16 protein-coding genes are annotated in these 19,188 nt (G+C 69.0%); 8 read left to right on the plus strand and 8 right to left on the minus strand.

All coding sequences use genetic code 11. The annotated features are described in order from the left end of the window. Positions 1 to 300: 300 nt before the first annotated feature. Positions 301 to 2,346, minus strand: coding sequence for an Ig-like domain-containing protein (locus tag VMR06_RS12620; protein ID WP_325376828.1), 2,046 nt, complete (start codon positions 2,344 to 2,346; stop codon positions 301 to 303). 278 nt (positions 2,347 to 2,624) lie between these two features. Here VMR06_RS12620 and grxD point away from each other — a divergent pair, with 278 nt between their 5' ends. The 7 genes from grxD to VMR06_RS12655 all read left to right on the plus strand — a co-directional run bounded on the left by grxD (position 2,625) and on the right by VMR06_RS12655 (position 12,942). Further along, positions 2,625 to 3,539: a Grx4 family monothiol glutaredoxin gene (gene grxD, locus VMR06_RS12625; protein WP_325376829.1), complete on the plus strand. Its 915-nt coding sequence runs from the start codon at positions 2,625 to 2,627 to the stop codon at positions 3,537 to 3,539. A gap of 289 nt (positions 3,540 to 3,828) precedes the next feature. Continuing rightward, positions 3,829 to 6,588 (plus strand): C25 family cysteine peptidase, encoded by a 2,760-nt coding sequence (locus VMR06_RS12630; RefSeq protein WP_325376830.1) that lies wholly within the window; start codon positions 3,829 to 3,831, stop codon positions 6,586 to 6,588. Positions 6,589 to 6,594: 6 nt separating this feature from the next. Continuing rightward, positions 6,595 to 7,494 (plus strand): UbiA prenyltransferase family protein, encoded by a 900-nt coding sequence (locus tag VMR06_RS12635; RefSeq protein ID WP_325376831.1) that lies wholly within the window; start codon positions 6,595 to 6,597, stop codon positions 7,492 to 7,494. A gap of 11 nt (positions 7,495 to 7,505) precedes the next feature. Beyond that, complete coding sequence (locus VMR06_RS12640) at positions 7,506 to 8,762, plus strand: mechanosensitive ion channel family protein (protein ID WP_325376832.1); 1,257 nt, start codon at positions 7,506 to 7,508, stop codon at positions 8,760 to 8,762. Positions 8,763 to 8,872: 110 nt separating this feature from the next. Next, complete coding sequence (locus tag VMR06_RS12645) at positions 8,873 to 10,030, plus strand: PLP-dependent aspartate aminotransferase family protein (RefSeq protein ID WP_325376833.1); 1,158 nt, start codon at positions 8,873 to 8,875, stop codon at positions 10,028 to 10,030. Between the two features lie 108 nt (positions 10,031 to 10,138). Next, the gene (locus tag VMR06_RS12650) at positions 10,139 to 12,232 is read left to right on the plus strand and encodes a hypothetical protein (protein WP_325376834.1); all 2,094 of its coding nucleotides are present in this window, start codon (positions 10,139 to 10,141) and stop codon (positions 12,230 to 12,232) included. Beyond that, a complete protein-coding gene (locus VMR06_RS12655; RefSeq protein WP_325376835.1) occupies positions 12,229 to 12,942 on the plus strand; it encodes a class I SAM-dependent methyltransferase in 714 nt (237 codons plus the stop codon). The genes VMR06_RS12650 and VMR06_RS12655 overlap by 4 nt, the downstream gene beginning before the upstream one ends. Positions 12,943 to 13,002: 60 nt before the next feature. Here VMR06_RS12655 and VMR06_RS12660 read toward each other — a convergent pair whose 3' ends face one another. The 7 genes from VMR06_RS12660 to VMR06_RS12690 form a co-directional block, all read right to left on the minus strand. Then, positions 13,003 to 13,770: a class I SAM-dependent methyltransferase gene (locus tag VMR06_RS12660; protein ID WP_325376836.1), complete on the minus strand. Its 768-nt coding sequence runs from the start codon at positions 13,768 to 13,770 to the stop codon at positions 13,003 to 13,005. Positions 13,771 to 13,864: 94 nt separating this feature from the next. Continuing rightward, complete coding sequence (locus VMR06_RS12665) at positions 13,865 to 15,040, minus strand: ABC transporter permease (protein ID WP_325376837.1); 1,176 nt, start codon at positions 15,038 to 15,040, stop codon at positions 13,865 to 13,867. Then, the gene (locus VMR06_RS12670) at positions 15,037 to 15,771 is read right to left on the minus strand and encodes an ATP-binding cassette domain-containing protein (RefSeq protein WP_325376838.1); all 735 of its coding nucleotides are present in this window, start codon (positions 15,769 to 15,771) and stop codon (positions 15,037 to 15,039) included. The genes VMR06_RS12665 and VMR06_RS12670 overlap by 4 nt, the downstream gene beginning before the upstream one ends. Further along, complete coding sequence (locus VMR06_RS12675) at positions 15,768 to 17,306, minus strand: alpha/beta hydrolase (protein ID WP_325376839.1); 1,539 nt, start codon at positions 17,304 to 17,306, stop codon at positions 15,768 to 15,770. The genes VMR06_RS12670 and VMR06_RS12675 overlap by 4 nt, the downstream gene beginning before the upstream one ends. A gap of 88 nt (positions 17,307 to 17,394) precedes the next feature. Further along, positions 17,395 to 17,820: a hypothetical protein gene (locus VMR06_RS12680; protein ID WP_325376840.1), complete on the minus strand. Its 426-nt coding sequence runs from the start codon at positions 17,818 to 17,820 to the stop codon at positions 17,395 to 17,397. A 17-nt stretch (positions 17,821 to 17,837) separates the two neighbouring features. Next, the gene (locus VMR06_RS12685) at positions 17,838 to 18,041 is read right to left on the minus strand and encodes a helix-turn-helix transcriptional regulator (protein ID WP_325376841.1); all 204 of its coding nucleotides are present in this window, start codon (positions 18,039 to 18,041) and stop codon (positions 17,838 to 17,840) included. Further along, a complete protein-coding gene (locus tag VMR06_RS12690) occupies positions 18,038 to 18,433 on the minus strand; it encodes a hypothetical protein (protein ID WP_325376842.1) in 396 nt (131 codons plus the stop codon). The genes VMR06_RS12685 and VMR06_RS12690 overlap by 4 nt, the downstream gene beginning before the upstream one ends. A gap of 248 nt (positions 18,434 to 18,681) precedes the next feature. On the opposite strand from VMR06_RS12690, the gene VMR06_RS12695 reads away from it, so the two are divergent. Further along, positions 18,682 to 19,185 (plus strand): spore coat U domain-containing protein, encoded by a 504-nt coding sequence (locus tag VMR06_RS12695; protein ID WP_325376923.1) that lies wholly within the window; start codon positions 18,682 to 18,684, stop codon positions 19,183 to 19,185. Positions 19,186 to 19,188 lie beyond the last annotated feature (3 nt).

Consider the following 19,188-nt stretch of genomic DNA (forward strand, 5'->3'; position numbering starts at 1 on the left):
CCACCCGCTCCAGGCGATAGCCGGTCCAGCAGCCCAGCGCCTGCAGCGTCTTGCGATCGAACACGTCCGACCCCCGACTCTGGCCAAGAAAGCACCAGGATAGGGCCTCAAACGGTCCACGGTTTTCTGCGATGAACCAAAAAAAAACCGTCACAGCTTGGGCGCGTCCGACTCCAATCCGCTGGAGCGCGCTTCGCCCTCGTCCGGCGAGAAAGCGGTACGGGCGTCGGGCTGAAATGAAAAAAGCCCGCGGCGCGAGCCGCGGGCTTTCGTGTCGTCGATGTGGCTGCCGCCGCCCGATCAGGGCTCCCACGGGAACTGCGTCACCATGACCTCGACGCGGCCGGTCGAGGAGATGCCGCGCGAGTCGGTCACCGTGTAGTCGAACCAGTCCAGGCCGACGTAGCCGGCGATCGCGCGGTACAGGACGCGGCTGTCGGCCAGGATCGACACCTCGCCGTGGCCGGGGCCGGTGTGCTGCACGTCGGTGATCGTCATCGCATAGCCGCCCGGCGAGACCACATGCGAGAGCACGTCGATGACGACCTCGCCGCGCTTGAACGCGCCGACCCGGAACGTCGTCGTGATCGGCGCGCCGTCGCCGCCGCCCGAGCCGACCGTGATGCTGACGGTCGCCGTATCGACGCCGCCGTGGCCGTCGCTGACGGTGTAGGTGAAGCTGTCGGCGCCGAGATAGCCGGCGCTCGGCGTGTAGCTGATCGCGCTGCCCGAGATCGCCGCGCTGCCGTGGGCGGGTGCCGACACCGTGGTGATCGTCAGCGGGTGGCCGTCCGGGCTCGAATCGTTGGCGAGCACGTCGATGCGGTTGTCGGCCGAGTTCTGCGCGACCTGGGCGCTGTCGTCCTGCGCGAGCGGCGGCCGCGGATCGTAGATCTTCGGGCCGAGCGTCGTCGTCGTGCTCGATTCCTCGTAGTGGTACACGTCGACGGTGCGCTTGTGCTCGGCCGGGTTGCGCAGCGCCCGATCGATCCAGGCCGGCGACGCCTTGACCGGCTCGCGGACCCATTCGACGACGCTGCGCGGTTCCGGCGCGGGCGCCGGCACGACGGTCTCCTCGATCGTCAGGAACTCGACGTCGACGCGGCGGTTCTTCTGCCGGTTCTCGGCCGTGTCGTTCGGGAAGCTCGGGTTGAGTTCGCCCTCGCCGCGCGCATCGATCTGGTCGGCCGGGATGCCATGGCCGGCCAGATAGTCGCGCGCGCTGGCGGCGCGGCGCTCGGACAGGCGCTGGTTGTAGGCCTCGCTGCCGATCGAGTCAGTGTGGCCGACCACGGCGATGCGGCTGACGCGCTGGTCCGAGCCGAGCTTGGCCAGCAGCGCGTCGAGCGCGGCGACTGCGTCGGGGCGCAGCGTCGAGGCGTCGAAATCGAAGAACGCGTCGCCGTCCAGGCGCACCTCGTTGCGGATCAGCTGCGGCTCGGCGGCCGGCGCCGCGTCGACCACTTCGCGCTGGACCTCGACTTCGCGGAACGGCTCGACCGGACGGAAGCTCTGCCCGCCGAAGGCGTAGCGCAGCATCAGCCAGCCGCGCGTGTCGTCGCGGTCGCGCTCGAACTTGCCGTCCTTGCGCAGGTATTCGCCGTCCAGCGACAGGCTGAAGCCGCTGTTGCGGAAATACTTGTCGAGGCCGATCGAAACGGTCTGCTGATCCGAATCGTGCTTGCCGCGTTCGTAGTCGAGACCGCCGCGCAGGCGCAGCAGCGGCTGCTCGAAGTAGCGGCCGAAGCGCGCGCCGATGCCGTTGTCGTAGGGCCGGTCGAAGAAGCGCGTGATCGTCTCGACGGTCTCCACCTGCGAGTAGCTGCCGTCGCCGTCGCTGCCGCGGATGATGTTCTCGACGACGTCGGTGGTGGTATTGACCAGGCGCTCGTCGGTGACCGCATGGCTGAGGTAGCCGTCGATGAAGAAATGTTCCTTCTCGAGGCCGAGGCCGATGCTGACCTTGCGGTCCTTCCAGCGGTTCTGGTCGCCGGCCGCGAACACCTTGAGCACGCCCTTGCCGTCGACGACGCCGTCCTCGCGCGTGGCGCCGTACAGCCAGTGGTAGCCGAGCTGCACGCCGCCGGCCCCGCCGTCGCCGAGCCAGAGCTGGCCGGCCCAGGCCGAGTCGTCCTTCTTGCCGAAGATGCCGAGCACCTCGCCGAGCATGTCGCCCTCGTCGTCGATGCCGAGCGACACGCGCGCATTGGTGCCGACGTAGGTCAGCGGAATCGTGGCCGAGCCCGTGGCGGGGGCGTCGGCGGGGGGCTGGGCGGCGACCGTCGCGGCGGCGAACAGGCCGCTCAGCGCGAGGCGCGACAACGGTGACACGAGACGCTGTTTCATGGGCTCCCTCTCGATATGACTGCGATACGTGTTCCGGAAACGAACGCCCCCGCGAGGCTCTCGCCGGACGGTCCAAGAAGACGACGCGCCGCGCGATGCGTGCACGGCCGCCGGTCATTCCCGGTGACCGCCGGCGGGCCTGGCCATGTACCCCGTACCGGGTGCACGCTAACCCCTTGAAACGATTATGGGCCAAGCATACGTCCCAAACCAAGCCGGACCGCACGCTTCGCTGCCGTATCATCCGCCGGCTCCCGCTCCCGTCCAGGATTCAGCCGATGTCCGCCGTCCGCACCCGTATCGAGGCCTTGCTGGCCGCCCACCCGGTCATTCTCTTCATGAAGGGCACGCGCGAGGCGCCGCGCTGCGGCTTCTCGGCCGCGGCCGTCGAGCGGCTCGACGAGGTGCTCGAGGACTACCTCGGCGTCGACGTGCTCGAGGACGAGGCGATCCGCCAGGGCATCAAGGAATACGGCAACTGGCCGACGATCCCGCAGCTCTACGTCAACGGCGAGCTGGTCGGCGGGTCGGACATCATCCAGAGCCTCTACGACAGCGGCGAGCTGCACCGCCTGTTCGGCCGGCCCGAGCCGGACCGCTCGCCGCCGGACCTGGCGATCTCCGACCGCGCGGTCGCGGCGATCCGCGAGGCGATGGCCGACGTCGGCGACGCCAAGCTGTTCCTGGCGATCGACGGCCGGTTCCAGCCGCAGTTCCAGTTCCGCGAGGCCGGCAGCGCCGACATCGCGGTCGAGGCCAACGGACTGGAGGTCCGCTTCGACGTCGCCAGTGCGCAGCGCGCACGCGGTGCGCGCATCGACTGGGTCGAGACCGAACATGGCAGCGGCCTGTCGATCCAGCTGCCGCTGGCACCCAAGGGCGTGCGCGACCTGGACGTGCATGCGCTGCGCGAGCGTCTGGCCGCCGGCGACATCACGGTGATCGACGTGCGTCCGGCCGCCGACCGCGCCGCCGCGCCGTTCGCGGCGGCCGAGGTACTCGACGCCGATTCACACGCGCGTCTGCTCGGCCTCGACAAGGGCACGCCGATCGCGTTCCTGTGCCACCACGGCAACTCCAGCCGCCAGGCCGCCGAATACTTCCGCGAACGCGGCTTCCGCGATCTGTACAACGTCAGCGGCGGCATCGACGCCTGGTCGCGCGAGATCGATCCGTCGATCCCGCGCTACTGAGGCCCGGGCCGGTCCAGCCGCCGCCGCGCGCGGCGGAACCCCGGCCGCGGCGCGCGGTCATGCCTCTGCGGTCCGGCCGCGACGGCGGTGCGGCGGTTGCCGCATCGCGCCACGGCCGGTAGCCTTGGCGGTCGGCCGGGCGCACCGGCCGCGGACGGCGAAGCGGGTTCACGGCCGTCGTGACGGTCCTGCCGGGCCGGACATCTTCGCGTACCCGACGCTCCGGACGAGCGCCGGCGTGCTGCGAGTCGTTTCCATTGCCGCCCCGCGGCACCAAGCGGTCGTCTTCATGCGTCCTATTCGTTCCATTCGCCGTTTCGGTCTCCGTCTGCTCGCCCTTTCGTGCCTGACCGCGCCGGTCGCCGCTCTGGCCTGTTCGGGACGCGCCCACATCGAGATCATGCAGTCGGGCGTCTATGCGCTCGACCACGCGGCCCTGGTCGCCGCCCAGCCGAGCCTGGCCGACTGCGCCGCCGACGATCTGGTGCTGATGCACCGCGACGGCGAGGTGCCGATCCGCATCGTCGGCGCGGCCGACGGCCGTTTCGGTGCCGGTGCACGGATCGAATGGGTCGGCCATCAGCTGCACGGACCGGAAAGCTGGAACGACGCCTACAGCATCCACAACGTCTATCTGCTCGGCGCGGCACCGGGCCCGCACCGGCGCATCGCCGACGCGGCACCGGCAGCGCAGAACGGTGCGAGTGCCGGCCTGCAGCGCACGCTGCACCTCGAGCAGGACAATCTGATGATCCGGCTCGATCCTTCGCAGCAGAAGCCGTGGCAGGAGCCCGACGTCTGGCAGTGGGCCAAGCTGACCCACGTCGATCCCGATCCGTTCAAGGCCGATTTCGATCTTCCGGACCTCGCCGCGCGCGGTCCGGACGTTGCGATGACGCTGAACTTCCGCGGCCTGTCCTCGCTGTTCGCGCCGATGAACCAGAAGGCCAACAAGCCGGCCGATCACCAGGTGGAGCTGCGCGTCAACGGCCGGCTGCTGACGACGCTGGACTGGAATTCGCGCGACGAGGTCCGCAAGGACCTGACCGTGCCGCTGAGCCTGCTCAAGGCCCGCGGCAATACGCTGGAGATGCGCATTCCGAAACGGCCGGTGCCGTGGCAGGCGCAGAACGACATCGTCGACGTGGTGATGTTCAACTGGGCCGAGCTGCGCTATCCGATCGCCGGCGATCTGGACGCCGGCGTGTTCGCGCTGTCGGTCCGCGACGGCCAGCACGGCGATCAGACGCTGCGTTTCGCCGGCGAGGGCACGCCGGTGCTGTTCGGCGACGACGGCGTGCGCCGGCCCGGCGTCGCGGCCGGCGATGCCTACCGGTTCGCCGCGGCGCCTGCCGGCGTCGACCAGTACCCGGCGCTGGACGGCCAGCTGGCCGCGCCGGTCGCGGTGCGCGCGGCGGCCGACCAGACCGATTGGCGCAAGCCCGGCGAAGGCTACGATTACCTGATCGTCAGCCACGCCACGTTGATGGATGCGGTGCGCCCGCTGGCCGAGTTCCATCGCCAGCGCGGCCTCAAGGTCGCGATGATCGATCCGCAGGAGGCCTACGATCAGTTCAACGGCGGCATCAGCCATCCGCAGGCGATCCGCCGGCTGGTCGACGTCGCCTGGAACGAATGGCCCGAGCCGCGGCCGCGTTTCCTGCTGCTGGTCGGCAAGGCGAGTTTCGACATCCGCCACGACACCTACGACGACGGCCGCTACGCGAAGTGGACCAATCTGGAGCTGCTGTACCCGAACCAGTTCGGCGGCATCGCCAGCACGGCCAATCCGAACCGGACCGAGAAGCTGGCCGACAGCAATCTGATTCCGACCTGGCAGTTTCCGTCGCCGGAGGGCCAGTCGGCGAGCGACAACGGCTTCGTCACGGTCGGCCGCGAGAAGCTGCCCAAGGGCGAGGAGGAATGGAAGCCGGTGCTCGCGGTCGGCCGCTTCCCGGTCGTCAAGCCCGAGGAAGTCACCGCGATCGTCAACAAGACGATCCGCTACATGACCGACCCGCCGATCGGCCGCTGGCGCCGCGAGGCGATGATGATCACCGACGACAGCACGTACTTCCACACGCTGTCCGATCAGCTCGCCGACGAGCTGGACGAGCTGGGCTTCGCGACCTCGCGCATCTACGCGCACAAGGAAGAGGAGCACAACGTCGCGCACCAGTCGGCGATCCGCGACGGCCTCAACGAAGGACAGCTGCTGGTGCACTTCATCGGTCACGGCGGTCGCTACATCTGGCGCACCGGCGCGCCGGACGTGCGCAAGAACCACGACCTGTTCACGCTCGACGACGTGTCGGGCCTGACCAACGGCGGCCGCCTGCCGGTGATCCTGTCGATGACCTGCTATTCGGCGCCGTTCGACAATCCGAGCGAGGACTCGATCGGCGAGCGCTTCCTGCGCGAGGCCGACCGCGGGGCGGTCGCGGTGTTCGCGGCGTCGTGGCGCAATACGCCGTCGGCGGCCTTCAGCAAGGCGCTGATGACCGAGATGCTCGAACCGGGCCAGACCATCGGCGAGGGCATCGTCAAGGCCAAGAACAGCATCAACAGCCGGATCCTGGTCGAGATGTACAACCTGCTCGGCGACCCGGCGCTGGTCATGGAGCTGCCGCGCGATCCGCTGCAGATCGCGCGCAGCGACGATCGCTGGAGCCGCGACCTGCTGATCTCGCTGCCGATGCAGCGGTTCGACGGCGAGATCGTCGTCGACTGGGTCGACGCCGACGGCAAGACGCAGACCAGCGCAACCTATCGCACCGATCAGCCGCGCTTCCGCCTGCCGATTCCGCGGCTGGCCGGCGGCGAGCCGGCGAAGCTGCGCGCCTATGCCTACGACACGACCACCGGCAAGGACGCGCTCGGCACGTTCGTTCTGCATGCACCGCCGCCCGAAGCGTCCGCCGATGCGGCACAGGCTGCCAAGACCGCCAGTGGCACGCCCTCGGTCGTGATCGGTCAGCCGGCGACCGGCGTCGCGCCGTCTTCGCCGTCGGCACCCGCCTCGGCGCCCGCGCCCGCGCCTGCGCGCTGAAGCGTCATGAGCGTCGCCGCGCGCGCCCGCTCTCGCCCCTGGCAGGCCGCGCGCGCCTTGCTCGAGCTGGCGCGGCCCGAGCAGTGGATCAAGAACGGATTCGTGCTGCTGCCGCTGATCTTCGCTCATGCGGCCTTCGATCCGGTCGCCGTGCGCGGTGCGCTGATCGCGGTCCTGGCGTTCTGCTTGGCTTCGTCGGCGGTGTACGCCGGCAACGATCTGGTCGACATCGAGCGCGACCGGCGTCACCCCGAGAAATGCCGGCGCCCGCTCGCGCGCTGCGCGATCGGACCTCGCCCGGCCCGGCTGTTCGCGATCCTCGCCGCCGCGGCCGGCCTGGCGGTCGCGGCGATCGACGGCTGGCCGCTGGTCGTGGTGATCGCGCTCTATCTGGCCCTGCAGGTCGCCTACACGCTGGCGCTCAAGCGCATCGCCTACCTCGACGCGATCGTGCTGGCCTGCGGCTTCCTGTTGCGCATCGTCGGCGGCGGCGTCGGCCCGGACATTCCGCTGACGCCGTGGATCGTCGTGGTCGGCTTTCTCGTCGCCCTGCTGCTGGCGCTCGGCAAGCGGCAGGGCGACCTCGCCCAGGCCGTCGATCCGGCCGCGCGCGCGACCCGCGGCTACCGGCTCGCATCGCTCAACCGCGCGCTGATCGTCGTCGCGATCGCGACGCTCGGCGCCTACGTGCTCTACACGCTGTCCGCCGACGTCATCGCGCGCCATGGCTCGCATCCGCTGTACGGGTCGACGCCCTGGGTCGCGCTGGGTCTGCTGCGCTATCTGTGGCTCGCGCTGCGGCGCGGCGCCGGCGGCAATCCGAGCCGTCTGGTGCTGCGCGACCGCTGGCTGCTGCTCGCGGTCGCCGGCTGGCTGGTCACGCTCGGGCTGATCCTCTACGGCTGAAGGAGGCGACGATGGACATCATCCAGTCACTGACCACGATCCCCGAGGCCCGCGCGGCCGCCGGCCTCGGCGCCCTGCTGCTGGCGGCCTGGCTGGCGGGCCGCCTGGCGCGGATCGCGGTGACGCGCGGCGCGCGCGCGATCGCGGCACGCACCGTCTGGCGCTGGGACGATGCGCTGATCGAGCGCGGCGTGTTCACGCGCGTCGCACAGATGGTGCCGACCGTGATCGTCCAGCTCGGCATCGGCCTGATCCCCGATCTGCCGCCGGCGGTGGCCGTGGTCGGACGCAACGTCGCGCTGGCCTGCACGATCCTGTTCGGCATGCTCGCCGCCGGCGGCGTTCTCTCGGCGGTGCAGGATCTGTACGAACGCAGGCCCGGTGCGAGCGGACGCTCGATCAAGAGCCACGTGCAGCTGCTGAAGCTGGCGATCTACCTGGTCGGCGCGATCATCCTGGTCGCCGCCCTGCTCGATCGCTCGCCGCTGCTGCTGCTGTCGGGCATCGGCGCCCTGTCGGCGGTGCTGCTGCTGGTGTTCAAGGACACCTTGCTCAGCTTCGTGGCCGGCCTGCAGATCAGTTCCAACGACATGCTGCGCGTCGGCGACTGGATCGAGATGCCCTCGGCGCATGCCGACGGCGACGTCATCGACGTCGCGCTGCACACGGTCAAGGTGCGCAACTGGGATCTGACGATCACCACGATCCCGACCTGGCGCCTGATCAGCGATCCGTTCAAGAATTGGCGCGGCATGTCCGAGGCCGGCGGGCGCCGCATCAAGCGGGCGATCGCGATCGACGCGGCCAGCGTCCGCTTCCTGTCGGCCGAGGAGGCCGCGGACCTGGGGCGCTTCCGGCTGCTGCGCGAGTACCTGACCCACAAGCAGTCCGAGCTCGCGCAATGGCACGAGCGCCAGGGCCAGGCGGCGCAGCTGCCGGTCAACCGGAGGCGCCTGACCAATCTGGGCACGTTTCGTGCCTACGCCCTGGCCTATCTGCGTGCGCATCCGGGCATCCATCAGGACATGACGCTGATCGTGCGCCAGCTCGAGACGCAGTCCGAAGGCGTGCCGCTGGAGCTGTACTGCTTCACGCGGACGACCGGCTGGGTCGACTACGAGGGCATCCAGTCGGACATCTTCGATCACCTGATCGCGATCCTGCCGGAGTTCGGCCTGCAGCTGTACCAGCGGCCCGGCGGCGGCGACCTGCGTCAGCTCCTGGCCGCGCCGGTGGCTGCCGCGCGCCGTCCGCAACGCGCCTCCTGACGGCACCGCCGACCGGCCCGGCAGCCGCGCCGGCGCGATTCAGTCCCTGTCGCGGGGATGCGATACTGCGCGGTCGCCGCCATCCGGGCGGCCAACGGACGCGACTCACGATGACCCACCGACGCCCCGCCATCGGCACCCGCGCCATCCACGCCGGCCAGAGCCCCGATCCGTCCACCGGCGCGATCATGGTGCCGATCTATGCGACCTCCACCTACGTCCAGGACGCGCCCGGCGTCCACAAGGGCTACGAGTACTCGCGCACGCAGAACCCGACCCGCATGGCCTACGAACGTTGCGTGGCCGATCTGGAGAGCGGCCGGCAGGGCTATGCGTTTGCCTCCGGTCTGGCCGCTGCCGCGACCGTGCTCGACCTGCTCGACAGCGGCAGCCACGTCATCGCGATGGACGATCTGTACGGCGGCAGCTACCGGTTGTTCGAGCGGGTCCGCCGGCGCTCGGCCGGCCTCGACTTCAGCTTCGTCGACCTCGCCGATTCGCGCGCGCTGGCCGCCGCGCTCAAGCCCAACACGCGGATGATCTGGGCCGAGACGCCGACCAATCCGATGCTCAAGCTGGTCGATCTCGATCGCGTCGCGGCGTTCGCGCGCAAGCACGGGCTGATCCTGGTCGTCGACAACACGTTCTGCTCGCCGATTCTGCAGCGTCCGCTCGAACGCGGCGCGCACCTCGTGCTGCACTCGGCCACCAAGTATCTGAACGGACACTCCGACATCGTCGGCGGCATCGTCGTGGCCGGCGACGACGCGGCGCTGGCCGAGCAGATGGCGTTCCTGCACAACTCGGTCGGTGCGGTCGCCGGCCCGTTCGACGCATTCCTGGCGATGCGCGGCCTGAAGACGCTGCACCTGCGGATGCGCGCCCACTGCGAGAATGCGCTGGCGCTCGCGCAGTGGCTCGAGCGGCATCCGGCGATCGAACGCGTGATCTATCCGGGCCTCAAGTCCCATCCGCAGCACCGCCTGGCGCGGCGCCAGATGGACGGCTTCGGCGGCATCGTCACGATCGAGGTCAAAGGCGGCCTGCGCAAGGCGCAGAAGATGCTCAAGCGCTGTCATCTGTTCGCGCTGGCCGAGTCGCTCGGCGGCGTCGAGAGCCTGGTCGACCACCCGGCGATCATGACGCACGCCTCGATCCCGCCGGCGCAGCGCAAGCGGCTCGGCATCAGCGACGGCCTGATCCGGCTGTCGGTTGGCGTGGAGGATCTGGCCGATCTGCGCGCGGAACTGGAAGCGGCGCTGGCCTGAGCCGAATCCAGCGCGACACCGCATTGTGACATCGCTCGGATGGTGTTCGAGCTCGTCGCGGAGACTCGGGTATCGGAGCCCTCCACGACGCGACCAGAAGGATAGGACATGAGCACACAGCCTGCCGCATGGAATAGTCGGGTCGACGTACGCTGGGAGCGCACGTCCGGCGCATCGATCCATGCGTGGTTTCGCTGTTTGGTCTTCCTGATCCTGCTTTCGACGACCGGCGTTCTGCTTCTCTACGTCGGCCATTTCTTCAAGCCGGATTTCAGCAGCGACGACGCCGTGCTCAATCTGCTCGCCGAAGCGATGCACGCGCAGGGCCGGCTGTTCCCTCATGGCTGGGTGACCAACAACGGCGATCTGATGGTGCCGTCCGGCGCGCTGCTGATCGCGCCGCTGCTGACCTGGTGGCCGAACGGTTTCGCGGTGCATGCGGTCGCCAGCGTCGTGCTCAGCTTGATGTTGCTGGGGATCGTCGCCTGGTTCCTCAGGGTCGCCCGAATCTCCTGGCTGGCGGTGGCGATCACGCTGACGGTCCTGGCGTCCGGGTTCACGATCTACTTCACCGCGATGGTGTTCGCCCAGACCACGTACTTCTGGTGGCCTGCCGGATTTATCGCGGGAGCCGCCCTGCTGACGCGACATCATCTATCGCGCGCGGCGGCAGATGGCGGTCGATCGCAGTGGCCGCTCGTGGCGCTGTTCGTTCTGGTGGCGTCGGTGGCGTTCGCCAATCCGGGTCGCGTCGGGGTGATGATGCTCCTGCCGTTGTACGCGTTCGATCGGACCTTGGCTTGGTCCACGGCGGCGCCGCCCGGTGGGCTTCGTTCCGCGTTGATGCGACTGCTGCCGTTCGCGACTGCGCCCATCGTCCTGATCGCGGCCTGGATGGTCGCTTTTGTGGTCTATCGGCTGCTGATGAATGCCGAGATCGTCGCCACGCGGCATTCGGTATCCCAGTTGCGGCTGACTGATTGGCCGGGCTTCGCCGACCATGTGCGGATATTCGCGAACGGCTGGTTCGACTACCTGGGCGGCTCGTCCTACGGCGTCAACCAGAAGCCCTGGGAACCTTTCATGCGCACGTTCCGTACGAGCCTGGCCGTCGCGATCACCGCAGTCGCCGTCGTCGAGCTGCGTGACCTGCGCCGGCAGCACGATCCGGTCTGCCGCGCGCTGTTCTTTGCGTTCCTCGCCGCGCTGTTGCCGGTGCTGGCGCTGTTCCTGGCGTTCGAGCCGCTGGCGCAGGATTCGAGCATCAGTCTTCGCTATTTCAGTGTTGCCTATTTCATCCTGTTGCTGCTGTGCGCCTGGACGATCGAGCGCTGGCTCAGGAACGCGTCGCGCTTAACGACCGGCTTGCTGGCAGCCGGCTGCGTCATGCTCGCCGTGAGCGCCGTGCACCGCATGATCCCGTTCGGCGAGACGTTCTGGATGACGCGCACGTCGATGACGATGCACCTCAGCCGCATCCTCCAGCGCGAAGGCCTGACTTGGGGCTACGCGACCTGGTGGAACGCGGGCGCGACGACGGTGCTGTCCGAAGGCGCGGTCCGCGTTCATCCAGTCGAGATGTATTCGCAGACGGTTCGCCCACATCCGGCCATGGTCGATCGGCACTGGTATGCGCCTTCGGCTCATCGCGGCAGGACCTTCCTGGCGATGAGGTCCGCGGAAGCCACGCCGGCGCAGCGGGCGCATCTGGAGGCGAGGTTCGGTCCGCCGGAGGCCGTGATCGAAGAATCGGACTACCGCATCCAGATCTATCCGCGCAACATCGCCGCAGACCTGTCGTGTGCCGAGGCGGTCGTGACGATCGATACGCCCCTGACCGAGCAGGAATTCGACCGGTTGCGGATTCTATCGGCCGAGCCGTTCGAGACCCGGCCCGGCGTCACCGGCCTGCGAGTGCGCATTCGCAACGACACCGCGCGAACGATCGCCTCCGCAGGCGCCCATCCGGTGACGATCGGCGTGCACCTGCACGACGCGCAGGGCGCGATGGTGTCCTACGACTGGCTGCACGCGCCACTCGACTGCGCGCTGACGGCGGGCGAAGAGCGCGTGCTGCTGGTGCATCTGCCCGAAGCCCCTCACGGGTCGTATCGGATGACCGTCGACCTGGTGCAGGAAGGCATCGCCTGGTTCGCCGACAAGGGCGCCGACACGATCACGCTGCCGCTGGAGACGCCATGAGCGACACCCCCGACAACCGCTGGGCGACCGACGCCTATCCGGACGAGTACAAGCAGGACATCGAGCGCGCGCTGGCATTCACCGGGCTCGAGATGGATCTGTTCACGCGCGGCAAGGCCGACAGCATCGTCGAGGTGCTCGAGCGCCTGCATCGGGGCGGCGCGAAGGCTGCCGACTGCCTCGACATCGGCTGCGGCATCGGCAATCTGCATCCGTTCCTGCGCACGCGCGTGGGCCGGCTGCGCGGGGCCGACATCTCGTCCGATGCGATCGCGACCGCGCGCCAGCTCAATCCGGCGATCGACTACCGCGTCTACGACGGACACCGGCTGCCGTACGACGAGAACACGTTCGACTTCTGCTCGACCGCCTGCGTGATGCACCACGTGCCGCCGCCGCAGTGGCCTCACTTCGTCGCCGACGCCTGGCGCGTGACGCGGCCCGGCGGCCTGTTCGCGGTCTATGAGCACAATCCGCTCAATCCGATGACTCGCATCGTGGTCTGCCGCTGCCCGTTCGATCACGACGCCGTCCTGCTGCGTGCCCGGCGCGTGCTCGCGCTGATGCGCGAGGCGGGCTTCGAGCCGGTGCTCAGGCAGTATCTGTTCTTCGTGCCGATCGATGCCCCGTGGGCGCGCCGCGTCGATGGTCTGCTCGGACGGCTGCCGATCGGCGCGCAGTACGTGGTGTGCGGGCGCAAGCCGGCCTGAGCGCGCGGCCGCCGATCGTCCGGCTGGCCGCGGCGCGGCCAGGACCACAGATGCGAGCGGTCAGACCCAGGCCGCGACCATCACGCGCTTGCGGTGGACCAGCTGCTCGTAGCCGTCCGCGGGTACCGGCAGCACCTCGACGCGGCTGAAGCCGATGCGCTCGAGGATCCAGCACAGCGCCTCGACGCTCGGCACCAGGCAGATGCCGGTGGTCGAGGCTTCCGGTCCGTGCGTCTCGCCGGTCTCGTCGATGATGCCGAAGCTGCCCTTGAGCGGACGCACGAAGCGGTAGCTGCCGTAGTCGACCCAGCCGGTCAGCCCCGGCACGACCTGGGTCTCGATCACGCACAGGCGCCGCGTCAGCGCACGGGCGACGCGCAGCGCGCCGACCGGATTCTCCAGGTGATAGATCAGGCCGAAGCACAGCACCAGATCGTGCACGCCGAGCTCGGCGGCGTTCAGCGCATGGACGTCGGACAGGTGCAGTTCGATCTGCGACAGGCCGAGCGCGTCGCGGATCAGGCTCGCATCGGCGACGTGCTCGGGGCGCGCGTCGATACCGACGACACGGCCGAAGCCGCTCTGCGCGAGCTGGGCCGAGAACCAGCCCTGGTGGCAGGCGAGGTCGACCGCGGACGAGCCGCCGCGATCGCCCGGGAACTCGCGTGCGAGCAGATCGCCGAGCATCTGCGTGCGCGTGTGATGGACCGCGTCGAGCTCGCCCTGGCCGTAGGTGGGCGTGACGCGGCCGGATGGCAGGCGAAACGGGTAGAACCAGGTCTTGGCAAGGGCCTGCGCTTCGAGCGCGGCGGGATCGGGCAGGGACATCGGAGGGAGGCGGGCCGCAGGGCGCGCCAGTGTAGCCGAGCCCTGCCGCGATGGCAGCCGGCGGCGCGAAGCGTACGCCGGCCGCCGGACCGTCTCAGGCTGAGATCGCGAGCCGCTCGCTGCGGTAGACCCGAGCCGTCACCAGATAGGCCAGGATCGCCACCGCCGCCGTCGCGACGAAGCACAGCGCGATCTCGCTCATCGCCACCGGATCGCCGCGCATCAGGCGCGTGATCGTGACCTGCTGGCCGACCAGCGGCACCGCGTACATCCAGGTCTGCGTCTTGAACGGGAACAGCGACATCATCAGCGTCGGGATGATCGGCACGAACATCAGCAGCGACAGATAGGTCTGCGCCTCGCGGTAGCTCTTCGCGAACGCCGCCGCCAGCGTCTGCAGCGACGCCAGCAGGAACACCAGTGGCAGCATCACGATCAGCGTCAGCAGCGCGAAGCGCGGACCGATCTGCAGGCTCATGCCGAGCTTGCCGGTCGGCAGGAACAGCGCGGCGACCGAGAACGCGAGGATGCTCAGCACCAGCGTCGTGAACGCGAAGCTGGTCGTCGCGCCGAGCTTGCCGAGCAGGATCTGCGAACGCGGCACCGGATTGGCGAACAGCGGCTCGAGCGACTGCCGCTCGCGCTCGCCGGCGGTGGTGTCGATCGCCAGCGCCATGCCGCCGATGAACGCGCCGAGGATGAAGAAGTACGGCAGCATCGCGAACATCATGCCGCCGCGCGCCTGCGCGGTGGACTGGTCGCGCGAGGCGACGACGACCGGCTTCATCAGCGTCGGCGACAAACCGCGCGCGACCACGCGCATCGTCGCGGTGCGCTGCCCGTAGCTTTCGAGCATGCCGCGCAGCCGCGCGACCGAGCCGCTGGCGTCGCGCTGGGACTGGTCGAAGATCAGCTCGACCTGGGCCGGCTCGCCCTTGCGCCAGGCCTCGGCGTAGCTGGCCGGAATCTTCAGCACCAGATCGGCGTCCTGCTCGCGCACGGCGCGCTCCGGATCGGCCGGCGCGTCCTTGATCTGCGCGCCCTGCTGCTTGAGCGCCTCGATCAGGTTCGGCGCGTGCTCGGCGCCGATGACCGGCACCGGCAGCGGCTTCTCGGCCTTGTCGAGCTCGCGAGAGATCACCGCGTTGATGATCAGCACGAACATCAGCGGCGCCATCAGCGGGCCGGTCAGCAGCGTGTTGAGCACGGTGCGGCGGTCGCGCAGGTTCTCGCGCACTTCCTTGAGGAAGACGGTCAGGATGGATTTCATGCGGCGAGCCCCTCTGCGGAACCGATGACCTTGACGAAGGCATCTTCGAGATTGTGGGTGCCGGCCTGCGCGCGCAGCGCCTCCGGCGAAGCGTCGGCGACGACACGGCCGCGTGCGATCACGACGATGCGGTCGCACAGCGCACCGACCTCCTGCATGATGTGGCTCGAGAACAGCACGCAGCGGCCCTCGTCGCGCAGGTGGCGCAGGAAATCGCGCATCGCGCGCGTGGCCATGACGTCCAGGCCATTGGTCGGCTCGTCGAGGATGCAGTTCTTCGGATCGTGGATCAGCGCGCGGGCGATCGCGGTCTTGACGCGCTGACCCTGCGAGAAGCCCTCGGTGCGGCGGTCGGCGATGTCGGCCATTTCCAGCGCCTTGATCAGCGCCTCGCGCCGTTCGGCGATCGCCGCCTCGTCCATGCCGTGCAGGCGGCCGAAGTAGTCGATGTTCTCGCGCGAGGTCAGCCGCTTGTACAGACCGCGCGCGTCGGGCAGCACGCCCAGGCGCCGCCGTACCGCGGCCGGGTCGACCGCCGCGTCGATGCCGTCGACCAGCACCTGACCGCTGTCGGGCTTCATCAGCGTATAGAGCATGCGCAGCGTGGTGGTCTTGCCGGCGCCGTTGGGGCCGAGCAGGCCGGTGATCTCGCCGTCGCGCGCGATGAACGAGACGCCGTCGACGGCCTTGACCTGACCGAACGCCTTGTGGAGGTCCTTCAGCTCGATCATGGGGCGGCTCCGTTGAAGTCGATGAAGAGGGGAGTCGGCCCGAACGCGTCGGCACAGCTCGCGTCGAGGCCGGCCGGGTCGAGGCGGTCCATGAACTGGCCGACCAGCTTGGGCAGGCAGCCGCGGCCCATGACCGAATGGCCCTGGCCCTTGGCGACGATCAGGCGCGCACGGCCGAGGTGCTCGGCGATCTGCTCGCCGTAGCGCGGCGGCGTGACCGGATCGAACTCGCCGGCCAGGATCAGCACCGGCGTGTCGCCCGAGGCCGGTTCGTTGAAGTCGGCGGGACGCTCGCCGCGCGGCCAGATCGCGCACTGGGTCCTGATCAGGTCGGTCATCATCGAGCCGAGCAGGCGGCCCGAATCGGCCGGATCGGGCACGATGCGGTCGGCATCCTCGGCGCAGATCACCGACAGCTGCATGCCGTTGCCGGCCAGTTCGGACAGCGAGTCGGTCATGATCTTGACCTGGCCCATCAGCGGCGCGTACTGGCCGTCGAGCGCGCGGCCGACCGACAGCGGGATCAGCGACGCGGTCTCGGGCGCATACGCGAACATGCGGACCAGTCCGGCCAGCGTGATCTCGTCCAGGCGCCGCTCGACGGTCTCGAAGCTGACCGGATCGGGGTAGCGCACCTCGCGCGGCTCGGCGCGCAGCGCGTCGCGCAGGCGCAGCAGGTTCGCGTAGGGGTCGCCGTAGGCTTTCGTGCAGGCCGGATCGAGATTGCAGCGTCCGAGCTGGGCCTGCAGCGAGTCCTCCAGATTGCGTGCGAACTCGCCGCCGAGCGTCAGCGCGTTCGGCACCGGGCTGTCGAGCACGACACTGCGCACGCCCTCCGGATAGCGTTTCAGATACTGCTGCGCCATCCGCGTGCCGTACGAGACGCCGACCAGATCGAGCTTCGGTCCGCCGAGCGCCTGGCGCAGTGCCTCCAGATCGCGCGCGGCGACGGTGGTCGTGTAGTAGCGCGGATCGGCACGCTCGCTGACCGCCTCCAGGCAGCGGCGCGTCGCCTGTTCGATGCGAGTCAGGTCGAGTGTGGCCACGTCGGCTTCGTCGCCGTCCGGACAGGTCAGCGCGTTGGAGCCGCCGGTGCCGCGCTGGTCGAGCAGCAGCACGTGACGGCGTTTGCGCGCCGGTTCGAACGCGGCGGCGATCTGCGGCCAGGTCTCGATCGCGGCCTGACCGGGACCGCCGGCGAGGAACACGATGAAGTCGTCGTCGGCGGCCTGGGCGCTCTTGAGCAGCGCCAGATTCAGTCGGATCTTGCGTCCGTCCGGCGCGTCCCAGTTCTCGGGCACCTCGAACGGCGCGCAGAACGCGGCCGTGGTCGCGGCGCTGCGCTTCTGCGGCAGCTCGCAGGCGCTGAACTCGAGCGTGCCGAGGCGAAAGCCGGCCGTGCCGGCCGGCACGGCGAAGCGTCCGGTCGTGCTCGGCGGCGCCTCGCTCGGATCGGGCCGGTCGCGGAACCGGCCGTAGGCGATCACCCCGAGGGCGACCAGCACCGCCACCGCGATGCGCAGATTCTTCTTCATGTCAGCCTCTACTTCCTTACGATGTGGAGCGAATGTCGGACGCGCCCGGCCGGTACCCGACGGACCGGTAATCCCGGCGACGCGTCGGTCACGACGGTTCGTCGCGATCCGATTGCAGCCATCCGTAGCGATAGCGCGCCCTGACCCAGATTTGCGCGCCGATCCAGCACGCGGCCATGACGAACGCCGCAACATGCAGCGGAATGTTCACGCCGCCGTGCAGGTCGAGAAAGACCAGCGCGACGACGACGGCGAACGAGACGCCGAAGCCGATCGTCATCGCCTCCAGCTCGATGCGCTGGCGCAGCTCGTCGCGGCGGCGCAGGCGCTTCCATTCGGCATAGGCCAGCCAGGCGATCGCCGGCACCGGCAGCGCGGCCACCAGCATCCGCCAGGGACCGGGCGGCATGCGCTGCGCGAACAGGGCCGAGCCCAGCACCGAGAGCAGATAAGCGAGCATCGGCAGGCCGACGTCGGCGAGATAGCGCGTCCATTGTCGATGGCTGATCCGCATCTGTCCTATGCCTTTCCTCACGACGCCCTGGCGTCCGGGTCGAAGATCGATTCGATCGTCATGGCGAACAGGCGCGCGATCGCGAACGCGAGCGGAAGGCTCGGATCGTATTTGCCGGTCTCGATCGCATTGACGGTCTGGCGCGAGACGCCGAGGCGTTCGGCCAGTTCGCCCTGCGACCAGTCGCGGGCCGTGCGCAGCTCGCGGACGCGGTTGATCATGAGCAGCGATAGCGCCACTGGATCCAGCACCGCACCACGCCGAAGACGCCGGCCAGAACCGGAAACACCCACAGCAGCACGTCGCCGCCGAGCACGATGACCTTGGCCGCCGCGAGAAAGCCCAATGCCATGCTGACCAGGCTGACTGCACTGGCCGAGATTGCCAGCGCCTCCAGATGCAGGCGGCGCTGCAGCTCGTCGCTGTCGCGCACGTGCCGGTAGATCGCACGCAGCATCAGGGCCGCCGGCAGCACCGGCAGCAGCGCCAGCACGGCGCGCAGGCTCGCCGCATCGGTGCGCAGCGCGAGCGGCCAGGCGGTCAGCATCGCCGCCACGTACAGCACCGCGGCCAGGGCCATCTCGCGGCCGTAGCGTCTTTCTAGGGCGTGCATCGAAACACCTGTCAAGTGAGCTTGACACAAGCCTACGGCGGCGAGATCGCACCTGTCAAGCGTCCTTTACATGACGATTTTCGGCTGAACGATTGACAGCGCGTGTAATAACCCGCCGCGAAAAAAATGAAACGGCGCGTCCGTTCAGATTCGTCCGTCGACTGTTTCGCATTTTCCATTGGCATGTCTTATGCGTAATGCCGGAATGGAAGTTTCTTCCACCTTTTAATCAGGAGATTAACGTGAACATGTTCAGGATTGCCCCGCTTGCCGCGATTATCGGTCTGACGGCCGCCTTCACCGCACCCGCGCAGGCCGATACGGTCACCAGCTCGTTCGAGGTGCGCATCACCATACAGAAGGCCTGCGACGTCACGACGACCGCGCCGACCGATCTGGACTTCGGCGCGCATTCGTCGCTGGCCACCGCGATCAGCGGCACCTCGACGATCAGCGTGACCTGTACGCCGGGCTCGGCGTATACGATCGGTCTCGATGCCGGGCTGCATCCGGGAACGGCCGGGGATATCGCCACGCGGCGCATGAGCGACGGCGCCTCGCACTACGTCGCCTACCAGCTGTACCAGGATCCGGGCCACACCACGCCCTGGGGACAGACGATCGGTACCGATACGCTGGCGGCGGTCGGCACCGGCGCAGCGCAGATCACCAGCGTCCATGGCCTCGTCGCGAGCGCGAACGCCCAAGCCGGCAGCTACGCCGACACGATCGGCGTTACCGTGACCTACTGACGG

The organism is Dokdonella sp. (genome assembly GCF_035511235.1).
In the GTDB taxonomy this organism is placed as follows: domain Bacteria; phylum Pseudomonadota; class Gammaproteobacteria; order Xanthomonadales; family Rhodanobacteraceae; genus Dokdonella.

What these genes read in the sequence shown, in the direction of transcription:
- VMR06_RS12665 (WP_325376837.1), bottom strand. Translation starts at nt 15,040, where the DNA reads ATGAAATCCATCCTGACCGTCTTCCTCAAGGAAGTGCGCGAGAACCTG.
- grxD (WP_325376829.1), top strand. Translation starts at nt 2,625, where the DNA reads ATGTCCGCCGTCCGCACCCGTATCGAGGCCTTGCTGGCCGCCCACCCG.
- VMR06_RS12645 (WP_325376833.1), top strand. Translation starts at nt 8,873, where the DNA reads ATGACCCACCGACGCCCCGCCATCGGCACCCGCGCCATCCACGCCGGC.
- VMR06_RS12635 (WP_325376831.1), top strand. Translation starts at nt 6,595, where the DNA reads ATGAGCGTCGCCGCGCGCGCCCGCTCTCGCCCCTGGCAGGCCGCGCGC.
- VMR06_RS12650 (WP_325376834.1), top strand. Translation starts at nt 10,139, where the DNA reads ATGAGCACACAGCCTGCCGCATGGAATAGTCGGGTCGACGTACGCTGG.
- VMR06_RS12690 (WP_325376842.1), bottom strand. Translation starts at nt 18,433, where the DNA reads ATGCACGCCCTAGAAAGACGCTACGGCCGCGAGATGGCCCTGGCCGCG.
- VMR06_RS12655 (WP_325376835.1), top strand. Translation starts at nt 12,229, where the DNA reads ATGAGCGACACCCCCGACAACCGCTGGGCGACCGACGCCTATCCGGAC.
- VMR06_RS12640 (WP_325376832.1), top strand. Translation starts at nt 7,506, where the DNA reads ATGGACATCATCCAGTCACTGACCACGATCCCCGAGGCCCGCGCGGCC.
- VMR06_RS12680 (WP_325376840.1), bottom strand. Translation starts at nt 17,820, where the DNA reads ATGCGGATCAGCCATCGACAATGGACGCGCTATCTCGCCGACGTCGGC.
- VMR06_RS12620 (WP_325376828.1), bottom strand. Translation starts at nt 2,346, where the DNA reads ATGAAACAGCGTCTCGTGTCACCGTTGTCGCGCCTCGCGCTGAGCGGC.
- VMR06_RS12660 (WP_325376836.1), bottom strand. Translation starts at nt 13,770, where the DNA reads ATGTCCCTGCCCGATCCCGCCGCGCTCGAAGCGCAGGCCCTTGCCAAG.
- VMR06_RS12670 (WP_325376838.1), bottom strand. Translation starts at nt 15,771, where the DNA reads ATGATCGAGCTGAAGGACCTCCACAAGGCGTTCGGTCAGGTCAAGGCC.
- VMR06_RS12630 (WP_325376830.1), top strand. Translation starts at nt 3,829, where the DNA reads ATGCGTCCTATTCGTTCCATTCGCCGTTTCGGTCTCCGTCTGCTCGCC.
- VMR06_RS12685 (WP_325376841.1), bottom strand. Translation starts at nt 18,041, where the DNA reads ATGATCAACCGCGTCCGCGAGCTGCGCACGGCCCGCGACTGGTCGCAG.
- VMR06_RS12675 (WP_325376839.1), bottom strand. Translation starts at nt 17,306, where the DNA reads ATGAAGAAGAATCTGCGCATCGCGGTGGCGGTGCTGGTCGCCCTCGGG.
- VMR06_RS12695 (WP_325376923.1), top strand. Translation starts at nt 18,682, where the DNA reads ATGTTCAGGATTGCCCCGCTTGCCGCGATTATCGGTCTGACGGCCGCC.